Source organism: Ruegeria sp. CI5 (assembly GCF_056536885.1).
The window spans coordinates 1-13,475 of record NZ_JBQFQN010000010.1 but is presented as its reverse complement, the minus strand read 5'-3'; the positions used below and the strand labels follow the sequence as shown (position 1 = coordinate 13,475).

Annotated in this window: 15 protein-coding genes and 1 tRNA gene; 9 read left to right on the top strand and 7 right to left on the bottom strand. The window is 60.3% G+C overall.

Annotated features, from left to right (window positions below):
- Window positions 1-263: hypothetical protein (locus ACR0BA_RS18395; protein WP_480729362.1), on the top strand; the 263-nt coding region annotated here is incomplete at its 5' end.
- 283 nt (window positions 264-546) lie between these two features.
- On the opposite strand, the gene ACR0BA_RS18390 is transcribed toward ACR0BA_RS18395, so the two are convergent.
- A complete protein-coding gene (locus ACR0BA_RS18390; RefSeq protein ID WP_093963052.1) occupies window positions 547-1,920 on the bottom strand; it encodes a D-alanyl-D-alanine carboxypeptidase family protein in 1,374 nt (457 codons plus the stop codon).
- A 306-nt stretch (window positions 1,921-2,226) separates the two neighbouring features.
- On the bottom strand, window positions 2,227-2,928 hold the full coding sequence (locus tag ACR0BA_RS18385; protein WP_480729360.1) for an HAD family hydrolase: 702 nt from the start codon (window positions 2,926-2,928) through the stop codon (window positions 2,227-2,229).
- A 92-nt stretch (window positions 2,929-3,020) separates the two neighbouring features.
- Between ACR0BA_RS18385 and clpS the strand changes: the two genes are divergently transcribed.
- Genes clpS through hemF form a run of 4 tightly spaced genes read left to right on the top strand, consistent with a single transcriptional unit; the run spans window position 3,021 to window position 6,097 of the window.
- On the top strand, window positions 3,021-3,362 hold the full coding sequence (clpS, locus tag ACR0BA_RS18380) for an ATP-dependent Clp protease adapter ClpS (protein WP_093963054.1): 342 nt from the start codon (window positions 3,021-3,023) through the stop codon (window positions 3,360-3,362).
- Between the two features lie 38 nt (window positions 3,363-3,400).
- On the top strand, window positions 3,401-4,366 hold the full coding sequence (locus tag ACR0BA_RS18375; protein ID WP_480729358.1) for a class I SAM-dependent methyltransferase: 966 nt from the start codon (window positions 3,401-3,403) through the stop codon (window positions 4,364-4,366).
- Window positions 4,367-4,403: 37 nt separating this feature from the next.
- Window positions 4,404-5,204: an SDR family NAD(P)-dependent oxidoreductase gene (locus ACR0BA_RS18370; protein ID WP_480729356.1), complete on the top strand. Its 801-nt coding sequence runs from the start codon at window positions 4,404-4,406 to the stop codon at window positions 5,202-5,204.
- Window positions 5,205-5,212: 8 nt separating this feature from the next.
- Complete coding sequence (hemF, locus tag ACR0BA_RS18365) at window positions 5,213-6,097, top strand: oxygen-dependent coproporphyrinogen oxidase (protein WP_480729355.1); 885 nt, start codon at window positions 5,213-5,215, stop codon at window positions 6,095-6,097.
- 4 nt (window positions 6,098-6,101) lie between these two features.
- Here the strand turns inward: hemF and ACR0BA_RS18360 are convergent, their stop codons facing one another.
- Window positions 6,102-6,512 (bottom strand): hypothetical protein, encoded by a 411-nt coding sequence (locus tag ACR0BA_RS18360; protein WP_170365228.1) that lies wholly within the window; start codon window positions 6,510-6,512, stop codon window positions 6,102-6,104.
- A 192-nt stretch (window positions 6,513-6,704) separates the two neighbouring features.
- Here ACR0BA_RS18360 and ACR0BA_RS18355 point away from each other — a divergent pair, with 192 nt between their 5' ends.
- A complete protein-coding gene (locus ACR0BA_RS18355; protein ID WP_480729353.1) occupies window positions 6,705-7,217 on the top strand; it encodes a toxin-activating lysine-acyltransferase in 513 nt (170 codons plus the stop codon).
- Between the two features lie 9 nt (window positions 7,218-7,226).
- On the opposite strand, the gene modC is transcribed toward ACR0BA_RS18355, so the two are convergent.
- The 3 genes from modC to modA are packed head-to-tail and all read right to left on the bottom strand — an operon-like array spanning window position 7,227 to window position 9,794.
- A complete protein-coding gene (gene modC / locus ACR0BA_RS18350; protein WP_480729351.1) occupies window positions 7,227-8,324 on the bottom strand; it encodes a molybdenum ABC transporter ATP-binding protein in 1,098 nt (365 codons plus the stop codon).
- Entirely contained in the window at window positions 8,321-9,013 is a 693-nt protein-coding gene (gene modB / locus ACR0BA_RS18345) for a molybdate ABC transporter permease subunit (protein WP_170342025.1), read from the bottom strand. The genes modC and modB overlap by 4 nt, the downstream gene beginning before the upstream one ends.
- Window positions 9,014-9,017: 4 nt before the next feature.
- Window positions 9,018-9,794, bottom strand: coding sequence for a molybdate ABC transporter substrate-binding protein (gene modA / locus ACR0BA_RS18340; RefSeq protein WP_480729349.1), 777 nt, complete (start codon window positions 9,792-9,794; stop codon window positions 9,018-9,020).
- Between the two features lie 240 nt (window positions 9,795-10,034).
- Here modA and ACR0BA_RS18335 point away from each other — a divergent pair, with 240 nt between their 5' ends.
- The 3 genes from ACR0BA_RS18335 to ACR0BA_RS18325 all read left to right on the top strand — a co-directional run bounded on the left by ACR0BA_RS18335 (window position 10,035) and on the right by ACR0BA_RS18325 (window position 12,351).
- Window positions 10,035-11,288 carry an aminotransferase class V-fold PLP-dependent enzyme gene (locus ACR0BA_RS18335; RefSeq protein ID WP_480729347.1) on the top strand — a complete coding sequence of 418 codons (1,254 nt, stop codon included), beginning with the start codon at window positions 10,035-10,037 and terminating at the stop codon, window positions 11,286-11,288.
- A 77-nt stretch (window positions 11,289-11,365) separates the two neighbouring features.
- Window positions 11,366-11,441 (top strand) — tRNA-Val (locus ACR0BA_RS18330).
- A 157-nt stretch (window positions 11,442-11,598) separates the two neighbouring features.
- A complete protein-coding gene (locus tag ACR0BA_RS18325) occupies window positions 11,599-12,351 on the top strand; it encodes an outer membrane protein (RefSeq protein WP_170365240.1) in 753 nt (250 codons plus the stop codon).
- Window positions 12,352-12,576: 225 nt separating this feature from the next.
- Here the strand turns inward: ACR0BA_RS18325 and ACR0BA_RS18320 are convergent, their stop codons facing one another.
- Window positions 12,577-13,299, bottom strand: a complete 723-nt coding sequence (locus ACR0BA_RS18320) for a TniB family NTP-binding protein (RefSeq protein WP_480729345.1) — start codon at window positions 13,297-13,299, stop codon at window positions 12,577-12,579.
- Window positions 13,300-13,475 lie beyond the last annotated feature (176 nt).

The following is a 13,475-nucleotide window of genomic DNA, read 5'->3' as shown; positions in this document are numbered from 1 at the left end:
GCCCCCGGTCTCTCCCAGGCGTCTCAACCGTCTTTCCAGTCCGTCAGGCCTTCTCCAAGACCACCCAACACCGCCTCAGCAGCGCCGGTGAAGGGCGTTCTAAGGATAACTACAAATCACCGCAAGCAGAAAATGACAAACTGCCGAACTTTTTTGCTGATTTTATTTTTATCAATGCTTGTCAGATACTTAGACAACAGCCACCTAGCTCCACCGTTGGGAATTTCACCCCCGTAGATCAAGCCCGACCCGCTGGTTTCTAAGCCCGACCTCACCAGACCACTATATATAGCGAAAGCGCCCGGACATCACCACAAGAACACTCGACTCGCGCCCCATGAGTCGACTCACTCTGTGCCCGATTGGCGGCTCGGAACGCACAAGCGTTGGTGCGCCGAACACAGCGTATTGCGCCTCCCCCATGTACTTGACGCGCACAGCGCCATTGGCCTCCGGCCGGACCGAATGACCACCCCATTTAAGGCACAAAAAAAGGCCGCGAAATCCATTCGCGGCCAGCAACGATCCAGGAGAGAGTGTCGGACCTTATGATGGCCCGATCATGAAACAGGTGACATTGCGCGCCTTCAGGCGGCGACAGGCCAGATCCGCCTGCTCGCGGGTCATGCCCTGGAAGGTCGCGTCGAACCCGCGCGAACTCTGGTTCACTTTGCGCAAAGTGCCTTCCAGTGTCGTCATTTCCGACAAAGCCGTTTTCAGCAAAACCTTCTCGGCCTCGTAGCGGGTGGTGTAGCGCCCGACATTGACGCCCCAAAGATGCCCGCCCGACGTGGACAGACGGGTAACGACCTCCTGCTCGGGCTCGGCCACGACTTCTGCGGGCTCGGTCGATGCAAGCACAAGGTTCTCGGGGCGCAGGGCCGGGCGCGTGTCGGCATTCTCGACCGGAGGCGCCGTCGGCGCGATATCCGCTGCGGCGATCGCCGCGGCGATGCCGTCTTGAATACGTGCACCGTTCTTGGCTGCGGTTTCAGCCACGGCGCCGGCAACCTGGATGGCCACCCCAGCCCCGGGTCGCATCACAGGTCGAAGGCTGCGCTGTGGTGCGCGGACCGCACTGGCCAATTGGGTGGCTCCACCCAGCCCGGTATTCCCGGCATATGCCGGACGGGCAGGTTTGCGGATCGGAGCGCGCGACGGGGCGCGCCGGAATCCCATGTCCAGTAGCTCGGCCACCTTGGCGTTGCGCGAAGTGCTGGATTTGCCACCGAACACGGTTGCGATGATCCGTTTGTCCCCACGCTTGGCCGAAGCAACAAGGTTGAAGCCCGCAGCGCGCGTGTACCCGGTTTTGATGCCGTCGGCGCCCCGGTAGGCTGCCAGCAGCCGCCGGTTGGTGTTCGGAACAGTCTTGATGCCCGCATGTGTCGATTGGCGTGAAAACAGGTTGTAATACTCAGGATAGTCATAAAGCAGGTGCCGACCCAGCGTGGTCATGTCACGCGCAGTCGAAAGATGGCCCGCTTCGGTCAGCCCGTGTGCGTTCTTGAAGGTTGTGCGGCTCATGCCCATGGCCTTGGCCGTGCGAGTCATACGGCGCGCAAAGGCGGCCTCGGATCCGCTGAGAGCGATGCCGATCGCGGTCGCGGCGTCATTGGCCGATTTCACAGCGGCCGCGCGGATGAGATAACGGAACGCTATGGTCTGGCCCGCCCGCAGGCCCAGCTTGGAGGGCGGCTCGGCCGCCGCGGCCTTGGTGATCCGCACCTGGGTGTCCAGCGTGATCTCACCGTTCCGCACCGCTTCGAAGGCGATATAGAGGGTCATCATCTTGGTGAGAGAAGCAGGGTGCAGCCTGGTATCGGCGTTGCGGGAGTGCAGAACCTCACCGGTTCTGGCGTCAATGACCATTGCCGCATAAGGAGCCGCAAGCGCCTGAGTCGCCAGGACCAACGCCATCCATACCACTGTGACTACGAGCAAGCCCGCCCGCGCCGGAACTATCCGCCGAATCTGCACGATCTTTGCCTCTGTCTGCCTCGCGCCGCCGAGTTTTCCCGGTCAGCCTTTTTGATTATTTGGTCGAGGCTAACACACAGCACTGTTGAAATAAACCGAAAGCTGAAAAATCCGCGGCAGCGGCTCCGCTCGGTGGCGTCTAGATGTTGCGGCCCAACGGATGGCCGCCACCAAAACGGCGAAGATGTCAAAAAGTTGGCGCGGCTTCGTCGTAAAAGTTTGAAACTGGGGCCAATCTGTCACAGGTCAGGAAATCTGCCGGACCAGATCAGGAAGATCTCCCAAATCGCGGATCTCCCGGAAACGGGGATGGCTTGTCGGGATCATGGCCTGCTCAATCTCCCACACCAGACCGTGCGGTACGTGCACGCCCCAGCACCCCGCCTGGATCGGCGCGACCACATCCGACCGCATCGAATTGCCGACCATCATGGCACCGGCAGGTGACTGCCCCATCCGCCGAAAGACTTCGCAATAGGTGTCGGGCGTCTTTTCCGACACGATTTCGACCGCGTCGAACAGTTCACCCAATCCCGATTGGGCCAGTTTGCGCTCCTGATCAATGAGATCACCCTTGGTGATCAGAACAATGCGATGGGTATCTGCGATTGTCTCGACCGTCTCCCGCGCGTGAGGCAACAGCTCAATCGGGTGGGACAGCATCTCCTGCCCGGCTTCGATCAATTCGCGGATGACCCTGGCCGGGACTTTGTCTTCCGTCACCTCGATCGCGGTTTCGATCATCGACAGGACGAAACCCTTGATGCCGTACCCATAGTGGCGGATGTTGCGCTTCTCGGCCGCCAACAACCGCTCCATCAGATGGTCACGGTCCGCATGATCCGCCAGCAGCGCGGCAAAATGCGCTTGGGTCAGCTGAAAGAAACGCTCGTTGTGCCACAGGGTGTCGTCAGCGTCGAAAGCGACGATGGTCAGGTTTTTATCCATTTCGAATCCGCCCGGTTGCTCTTTCCTCTGGGTGGGTCGACGTTATATAAGCCCTGAAACGACCCGAAGTGTGAATCGGAAAATCTCGCGACATGATTGAAGCCCGTTGGATGATGGCTGGCAAATCGGAAGACGATGGCGACACGTCAATCCTTGTTCAGACCAAGCCCAAGACCAAAAGACCGCCCTTGTACAAGGTGCTGCTGTTGAACGACGACTACACGCCCATGGAATTTGTGGTGCATGTGCTCGAGCGCTTCTTCGGGATGTCCCATGCGCAGGCATTCGAAATCATGTTGACCGTGCACAAGAAAGGCGTAGCCGTGGTCGGCGTATTCAGCCACGAGATTGCCGAGACCAAGGTTGGGCAGGTGATGGATTTCGCTCGTCGGCATCAACACCCGCTTCAGTGCACCATGGAGAGAGAGGAGTAGGGCCGCGACGCGCGCCTCTGCCCCTTCAACCCGCTCTGATGTCCTCTCGATTGTCTCTCGCCCTCGACTCGGGCCTGACCCTGTCGGAACCGATATCGGTCGTTGGACCGAAGCCGGATCATGACCTGTCGGCGCTGCCCAACGGTGTCGAGGTTGTTCAGCCTTTCAAACCATTCCACGACCATTTCCGGGACCGCGGCTTTGCAGCTGTGCCCGAAACCGACAGCGCCTGCGAAGACGTGGTTCTGTTTCTGCCCCGCGCCAAAGCGCAGGCACGCGCCATGATCCATCATGCGTGCAGCCGGGCCTCGGGAACGGTTGTCGTTGATGGTGCCAAGACAGATGGCGTGGACAGCTTGCTGAAGGACGTTCGCAAGCGGGTCGAGATCGAGGGCCCCATCGCCAAGGCGCATGGCAAGATCTTCTGGTTCAAGGCCGATCCCAACGCATTTGCAGACTGGGCCCCGCCCACAGGACAAATGGCGGATGGCTTCCAAACCGCGCCCGGGGTGTTTTCGGCCGACGGGGTCGATCCTGCTTCGGCACTGTTGCGCCAGACCCTTCCACCAAAGCTTGGACCTCGGGTCGCCGATCTGGGTGCCGGGTGGGGCTATTTGACCGCCGGGCTGCTGCAGGATGACACTGTGCGCACGCTGCATCTCGTCGAAGCCGACCATACTGCCCTGACATGCGCCCGGATCAACGTGCCCGACCCAAGGGCACAGTTCCACTGGGCAGATGCGGTGACGTGGTCTGCGCCAGAACCCGTGGACGCCGTTGTCATGAACCCGCCGTTTCACACGTCGCGCAGCGCCGATCCCGACCTGGGGCGTGGGTTCATCACCGCCGCCGCGCGCAACCTGTCCCGCTCGGGCCACTTGTGGATGGTCGCCAATCGCCATCTCCCCTATGAACCGACTTTGACTGACGCTTTCGCGCGGGTCGAGGAAATTGCAGGCGACAACCGGTTCAAGGTGTTCCACGCCTCTCGCCCTCGGCGGTGAAGCCGATTAACCTGCGCCGCGACTCAGGAGGAAACACATGTCCTTTTCCATAGCCGGCAAGACCGCCATCGTTACCGGAGGCGCCAACGGTATCGGCCTTGCCATCGGCCGTCACTTTGCCGATGCGGGCGCCAACGTGATGTTCGCCGACATGGACGAGAAACGTCTGGCCGAAGAACTGGGCGAACAGGCCGATGACAGCAACGTCCGCTACTTCGCCGGTGATCTGCGCGAGAAGCTGACGATCGCCAACCTTCTTTCGGCCACTCTGGATGCATTCGATCAGGTCGATATTCTGGTCAACGGGGCCAGACAGGTCATCCCGACAGATCCGCTGGACCTGGAAGACGACTCGGTTCGCACCCTTCTGAACCAGAACCTGATGCCCGCCCTGCGTCTGAGCCAGCTTGTGGCCAAGCGGATGATCAAACAATCCGAGGATCAGGAAGAGGGACCGAATGGTTCGATCATCAACCTGTCCTCGATCGCCGGTCAGCGCGCGCATCCAGGCCTTTTGGCCTATTCGGTTTCCAGCGCCGCGCAGGACCAGTTGACCCGGTCTCTTGCAGTGGCGCTTGCGTCTCATCGGATCCGCGTGAACTCGATTGCGTTGGGGTCGGTCATGAGCGCATCACTGCAGGCCACATTGAAAGACAATCGGGACTATCGGCGGGACATTGAGGATCATACCCCACTGGCCCGCATTGCCGCCCCGGCCGAGCTGGCAGAAACGGCGCAATACCTTGCCTCGGACGCGGCTGCGTTCATTACCGGGCAAGTCCTGACAATCGACGGTGGACGGACCCTTCTGGACCCGGTTGCCGCTCCCGCGCATTGAGCCTGACGATGTTTGAAACGGAAAAATCCACCGCCTCGGCCTGGTTTCGCCAGTTGCGCGACGAAATCGTCGCGGCTTTCGAGGCTTTGGAAGACAGCCACCACGTGGGGCCGTTTTCCGATGCCGCCGGCGGGCGGTTCGAAGTCAAGGAAACCCGACGCCAGTCCGAGGACGGCTCGGACGCGGGCGGTGGACTGATGTCGGTCATGCGCGGTGGCCGCGTGTTCGAGAAGGTCGGCGTCAATGTCTCGACCGTCTACGGCACGCTCGGCGAACGGGCACAACAGGCGATGGCCGCGCGCAAGGGCATCCCCGGTATGGCCGACGACCCGCGGTTCTGGGCCTCGGGCATCAGCCTTGTGGCGCATATGCAAAACCCGCATGTCCCGGCCGTTCACATGAACACCCGCATGTTCTGGACGCCGCATGCCTGGTGGTTCGGCGGCGGATCCGACCTGAACCCCTGCATCGAATATGCCGAGGACACGGCCCATTTCCACGCCACGCAGAAGGCGCATCTGGACCCGCACGGGCCGGGGCACTATCCGCGGCTCAAGGCGTGGGCCGACGAGTATTTCTACATCCCGCATCGCAAGCGCGCGCGGGGCGTCGGCGGGATCTTCATGGATGATTACTGCACCGGCGACTGGCAGGCCGATTTTGCGCTGACCCAGGACATTGGCCGCGCTTTCCTGCCGGCCTTTCTGCCGCTGGTCGAAAAGCGGCGGACCCAACCCTTTACCGAGGCAGACAAAAACACCCAGCTGGTGCACCGCGGGCTCTATGCCGAATACAATCTGGTCTATGACCGGGGCACGAAATTCGGCCTGGAAACCGGGCATGACCCCGACGCCGTGCTGATGAGCCTGCCCCCACTGGCCAAGTGGGTCTGAGACGTCAGAACCCGAAATCCATGAAGTTGTCGTAGCAGTAGTTCTGCGCGGAGGACGCTGACATGTTCTCGCCCACCCGCTTGACGGTAATTGAATAGCCGGGGGTGGTATCCACGCCCGGCGGCGGCTTCAACGAGAATTGCACAGTTCGTACACCCGGCTCGTACGCCCTCCAGATGTAGATCCGTTGCGAACCGGGGACACCCAACTGCCGAATGGCGAAATCGCCGATCCCGCACCAGTAGTTGACCGGTGCTGACGACCCGATTGCCTTGACCTCGTACACACCGTCTCCGACGGATCTTATCTCGGTGCGGTAGGTCGGGCGGACGCCGATGCCGAACCCGACAGCTTGTGCGGCGATCGGAGCCAACAGCGTTGCAGACAGAACCAGGGCTGAAATCAAATGCTTCATCAAAACTATCCGCCAAAAAACCGGGTTGTTCCAATCATAGGCCGCCTGCCCATTGAGTAAAGCCAAACCCGGTCACCATTGGAAACAGGCCGCGCTCACACGCCCTCTCAGCTTCGGAGGCGACAGAAAACAAATACCACTTCAAGACTTTGCCCGATATACTGCCGACGTCCCAAGGGGTTGAGGTCCGGTTTGAGCAGAAAATTTCCAAAGGACTGGTTTGATATCTCTCCCGAGAAATACGCCGATTTCGGCGCGCTCTTCTACCTTGCCGGGCTGACCAAAACCCACCAACAGCGCAGCCTCGCCCAGGTTCTGTACGCATTCGAAACGCCTTTGCGGCTGGGGCAGTATCACATCTTTCGCCAAAACGGATTCCCGCGCGGTTTCGTGACCTTTGCCGGGCTCAGCCCTGAAGCGGAATACCGATATGCGGTGCAGGAAAAGCCGTTGATGGATACCGACTTCACCAGCGGTTCATCTTTCTGGATCGTCGATTTGGTCGCACCTTTCGGACAGGCCAACCAGATGGTCGAAATTCTGAAACGCGAGATTCCGCATCCGAGGGTGCGCACGAACCGCATGGACAGCGACATGACCCGCAATCGGATCGTCGAATGGACCCGGGATGAGGCTGGCAAGGTCCACATGAAGCTGTACCGAAAAAAAGAGTTCTCACAGCTTCTGAAAGAACAGGGTGGCTGACCCTGCCACCTAGGTCTTGGCGACCCGCCCGCCCACATCCTGCGGTGCCAGCGCTACGGTCTTGACGACCGCGTGGCACGGTTTGCCGGGCTGCAACGCCAGGGCATCGACCGACCGGCGCGTCACACGGGCCAGCAGGGTGCCCGCCGGTGTTCGGACCGAAACGATCGCCCCTGGCCCTTCGCCCGCGCGCACGGTCTCGACGGTGCCCTGCAGGACGTTCAGCGCCGACAGGCCCTCGGGCTTTCGGTCCGACAGTATGACTTCCTGGGCGGGGATGCGGATCCGAAGCGCGTCGCCAACCGAATGCGGGATGCGCGGCAGGAACAGTCGGACACCGTTTGCCGTCAGTTCCGTCAGGCCGTCTTCGTGATGCGCGGCCACACTGACCTCAAGCACCGCACCCACAGCCCGCACACCTGTCGGCGCAACCGAGGGATCCGCCAGCACTTCGGAGGCCGGTCCCTGCCGCAGCACCTTGCCGTCCTGCAACGCCACGACCGAGGTGGCAAGGCGGGCCACTTCGGCCGCAGAATGCGTGACATAGAGGATCGGCACCGAGACCTCGTCTCTCAATCGCTCGAAATAGGGCAGGATCTCGGCCTTTCGGGCTTCGTCCAGCGCAGCGAGAGGTTCATCGGCCAGGATCAACCGCGGGCTTGCCAGCAGAGCACGGCCAATGGCGACACGCTGTTTTTCACCGCCTGACAGGTGGGCGGGGCGACGGTCCAGCAGGTGGCCGATGCCCAGCATCTCTATCACGTGATCGGGGTTTTCACGGCGCGCGTCCCGGGGAGCAAACCACCGGCCGTACGACAGGTTTTGGCGCACGGTCAGGTGCGGGAACAAGCGGCCTTCCTGGAAGATATACCCCAGCCGGCGGCGATGCGGCGGCAGCCATTGGCCTTGCTCGGTATCGAACAGCACCCAATCATCCACCGCGACCCGCCCGGCTTGAGGGCGCAGCAAACCGGCCACGGCATCCACGATGGTGGTTTTGCCAGACCCCGATCGTCCGAACAGAACCGTCACACCCCGCGGCGCCTGGAACAGGATGTCCAGGTCGATGCCCGGCAGGCGGTGTCTTATCTGCACGGACAGGCTCATGTTCCGGCAACCCGGGCCGCTGCGCGACGCCCCACATATTCCGACAGAAGCAGCGCCCCCATGGCGATGACGATCGAGATGATGACCAGCCGCATCGCGGCGCTCTCACCGCCCGGCACCTGAAGGAAGGCATAAACGGCCGACGGCAGAGTCTGGGTCTGGCCGGGAATGTTCGACACGAAGGTGATCGTGGCTCCGAACTCGCCCATCGCCTTTGCGAAGGCAAGGATTGCCCCTGCGATGATCCCCGGCAAAATCATAGGCAAAGTCACGGTGACAAAGACAAAAGGTTGCGATGCCCCAAGCGTCGCTCCGGCCTGTTCCAGTTTTGGATCAACCGCCTCGATCGACAGGCGGATTGCCCGAACCATCAGCGGAAATGCCATGATCCCGGCGGCCAGTGCGGCTCCGGTCCAGCGGAAAGCCACAACGACGCCCAGATCAGCCAGCACCCGACCAACCGGGGCTTGTACGTTGAAGGTCAGCAACAACAGATAACCGGTCACGACCGGTGGCAGGATAAGCGGCAGATGCACCAGACCGTTCAGCACTTGTCGGCCGGGAAACCTCCAGCGGGCCAGTGCGTAGGCCACGAATATCCCGAGTGGCAGCGAAACGATCGTCGCCCAGAAAGAGACGCGCAGCGACAATCGCAACGCTTCGATCTCGGCGGGACCCAGCCAACCCATGGCGCTATCCGTGCGGCAGGGTGAAACCCTGCGCCTTGAATATGCCGGTCGCCGGTTCGCTCTGCAGGTAGTCGAGGAAGACCTGCGCCTCAGGCCGTGCGGTCGCGGTCAGGGCTGCGGGATAGACGATCACCGGGTGCGTGCCTTCAGGGAAAACTCCGACCACATCCACCCGAGCCTCGGCCTGCGCATCGGATCGGTAGACAACACCCATTGGTGCCGCGCCACTTGCGACAAGCGCCAAGGCCGCGCGCACGTTGTCGGCCTGAGCCACCTGATCCTGAACATCGTTCCAAAGGTCCAGGGCAGTCAGCGCGGCCTTGCCGTAGATTCCGGCGGGAACCGCATCAACGAGGGCCATCGCCAGATAGCCGCCTTTCAATTGACCGCTCAGATCGAAGTCCGGCGTAAGCGTCTGTTCGCTGGGCTGCCCTGCGCGCGCAATCAGCACCAGCCCGTTGCCCACAAGATCGACGCGCGACGCCGGGTCGATGTCTCCGTTCCGCTCAAGAACATCCATCCAGGCGGTATTGGCCGAGATATACAGATCGGCCGGCGCGCCCAGCTGAATCTGCCGGGCCAAAACGGAAGAGGCTGCGAAGGAAACCGTAACCTGTTGACCTGTCGCGGCCTCGAATTCCGGAGCGATCTGGTCCAGCGCGGTCTTGAGACTGGCCGCCGCGAACACCAGGACCTCAGCCGCCGCAACCCGAACCGGGGCAACCAACGCGCCGCAAAGGGTGGCAACCGCAACAAGACGGCGGCATGTGTCGAACTGCATCCCCGGCTCTCCTGTTCGGACGGTCGCACTGCTTTTGGCATATCGGAGGCAGCGGGCCGCAGGCAAGGTGTATTCCCGCCGGCGTGCCATGCAGAGTCCGGAATCAATTGGTCTTTCCGGCGTCGAAAGAGTAAGCCCAGAGAAAAAGGCGGCATCCCAAACCCGCAATCTGTCGCAAACGAAATTGATGTCGCGCACTCGCAAGACGAGTCTGGGCATGAACCAAACAGGACGTACACCATGCTGCACCAAACCCCGGGATTGATCGACACCGTTCGCGCGCGGTTTGCCCATGTGGACAGCTGCCCCTTTCAGGGTCCCCGCATCTTTTTCGAGAATGCCGGCGGCGCGCTGACCTTGAACTCGGTGGTCGAAACCTCGGCCCGTTTTGCGGCCATCCCGGACAACCAAGGGCGGGACAACCCCGCCAGTCACGCGTTGGTCGACATCATCAACCGTGCCAAGGCCGATCTTGCCGTGTTTATGAATGCGCCTTCGGGGCAGTTCTTCGTGGGTGAAAGCGGAACAGAGCTTCTGTTCCGCATGATCCGCACGACCTGCGTGAATGCGCCCAAAGGTGCAAAGGTGATCGGCAGCTCGATCGAACATCCCGCCAGCCGCAGCGCCGCGCGCCGCTGGGCGGGCATTGCCGGTTTGGACTATGTGAACGTGCCGCATGACGACGCGACAGGTCTGGTTACCGCCGCAGATTATGCGGCCCACATGACACCGGACGTAGCGGTCGCAACGATCCTGCACGCCTCGCCGGTTACGGGAATGGGAATGGACGTGGCTGAAATCTCGCGCGCGATCCGGGCGGTGTCGCCGGAATGTTTCATCATTGTCGACGGCATCCAGCACGCAGCACACGGACAGTTGGACATCAACAGCTACGGAGTCGATGGATATGCGATTTCACCCTACAAAGTGTTTTCCCGGCATGGCTACGGCATTGCCTGGATATCCGACCGGCTGACCGCCCTGCCCCATGACCAACTGACTGACGCGCCCGCTAATGGTTGGGAATTAGGCACGCGCGATACCGGCGCCTACGCCACGATGTCCGACGTGGTTGCCTATTTCGACTGGCTGGGCGGTCAGGTGTCGGACGCCGCTGACCAACGCACCAGAATCGAGGCCGCCGGCCAGGCGATTCATTCCTATGAGACCCATCTGACCAACGCGATGATTAACGGCGTCGGCAACCTGCCCGGCCTGCGCGATATGGATCACGTCACGATTCTGGCCGGAGCAGACAACCCCGCCCGCGAAGGACTGGTGTCGGTCGTGGTCCGCGACATGCCCTCGGCAGACGTGGTCTCGCGCCTGAACGCGCAGGGCATCCGAACCCACACCCGCAAGGCCGACCATTACAGCGGGAACGTGCTGAACCCGTTGGGCTTGTCCGATTGCATCCGGATTTCGCTGTGCCACTACAACACCGAGCACGAGGTTGCGCAGCTGCTGACGGCATTGAAGGACATGAAACCCTGAGACACACGGCCACCGGCGCAGAAATTCTGAAAGACCCTCTTGCGCCGGCTCACCAGCTTGGCTAAATCCCCCCTCACGGGTGATTAGCTCAGTTGGTAGAGCGCTTCGTTTACACCGAAGATGTCGGGAGTTCGAGTCTCTCATCACCCACCATCCCAACCTCTTCTCCATTTTCAGTATTTGCGCGGGTATGACCTGCGATTTCCGGCTCGTCGCGCCAACCCATGCACAAATCAAAATACTATTTTGGTTTGCCGGCAGCCTCCTTTATTGTGGGTCAAAGCCAAAACGGGCTCACCGGAGGGACATCATGAAGACGGTACGGATCGCGAAACCCCTGATGCTTGGCCTGTCGCTGGCGATTTCAGCAGCGACCTCGGCACTCTCTCAGCAGTCCGACTGGTCCTATTCGGCCACGATCTACCTGTTCACCCCTGAAACCGAAGTGTCGTTGGACACACCGGCGGGAACCTTGGATGGCACACTCAGCTTCTCTGACGCGCTGGAAAACCTAGACCTTGCTTTCATGGGCACGTTTACCGCGTCGAACGGCCGTTGGTCGTTCCTTGCGGACTACAACTATACGAACCTGTCCTTCTCGAACGAGACTCCCGGACCGGCAAGTTCGGGTCTGGACACGTCGTTCAAAACCCAGTTCCTGAGCGGCTATGTCGGCTACCGTGTCCTCGAGACACCGACAGCCAGCGTCGATCTGGCTGGCGGGTTCAGATGGTTCAGCACTGAAACAAAGTTTAACCTGTTGCCCGGAACAGCGCCCGGCAATCAGACCTCGGTTGACAGCAGCTGGACCGATCCGGTGATCGGCGTCCGTGCCCGGGTCGCGTTTTCGGACAAATGGTCGGGAACCGGGTTCCTGGATTATGGCGGGTTCCGCAGCGACAGCGAAACCTGGCAGGTCCTGCTGACCGCGGACTATGCGATCAACGACCGCTGGCTGCTACGCGGCGGGTACCGCTACATTTCCTTTGATCACGACATCAATGGCAACGACTTCAGCTTCCACCAATCCGGCCCGGTCATTGGCGCAACCTACCGATTCTAGGGCATTTGCCGCCCACTAGTGACGTTCGACATCCAAAGTCTGTTCCCAATAAATTTCAACCCATTGTAATAAAACGATAATATTTTCGGTGCGACATTCTCTTTTCCGCATCCGCGACACCTAGATTCTGTCTTGCGACATTCCCAAACCGTTCGTTTTCTTCGATATTCTCAAGAAAAAAGCCGCTCATCCCTGAGCGGCTTGAATAGCTTTGATCTTAGCGGGTTATCTCTGCCGAGGTTTCCTGCGGATCTGCCGTGATTCTTTGATGTGTCTGTCCATCGCAATCGTCGTATCGATGCTTCGCCAATCATGGCTGAGGAAGGGATTAAGCGCATCATCGCAGTTCATCCTTTCGTAGTATTCCTCCGCGAAATGCTCGATGCCAAGCCATTGGCTCTCGTACTTCTTTGCGATGCCAATCGCACCGATAAACAATTCGATCGCCATGCCAAAACGCTGTGCCGATGCATGCATCAGGATCTTGATAAACTCGCTTTCGTCCATCAAGCCGTCATCTTCAAGCCCCGCTTTCTCCAACAGTTCTTTGATGGAGCGTTTGACTAGCGGACCGTCTTTGCCAAAGGTCATCGGAAGAACCTCGATCGGCTTGACCCGGCGTAGCAATGTCCCATCCTGATTGATGATTGTTTTTGCTTCCATTGTGCCAGTAATGATTACTGAAACCGGCCAAGCGCCTTTCTGCATGAAATTGCGGAACCTACCGGTAAAGTGCTTCATGCTATCGCTTGTCACATAACGACCGCTGTCTTGAACCTCATCGAGATGAAGCGCTGCAATTCCTTTTTGCTGGAGCCTATCTACAACCAAACTGACGAGGTAGCCCTCATCACGACGAGCGGAGATCGGATAGCCCAGATCGTGCAGAATCAGTTCGCAGGTCTCTCTTACAGTTGCCCGACTTGGTACCGTGACACTCCAGATCAACGACCCGTATTTCAGCCCGCCTGTGGCATCGACGACTTCCTCGAATTCGGCGGCAATGCGCTTGACTGTCCGTCGTCAGTGATTTTGGGCCAGTTGGCAGCCTGAGCTAAGAGAGGGTCTGGCTCATCTGGTTAGTTTGATTATGCGGCGGATTTGCGGTGAAGCAAGCGCCGGGT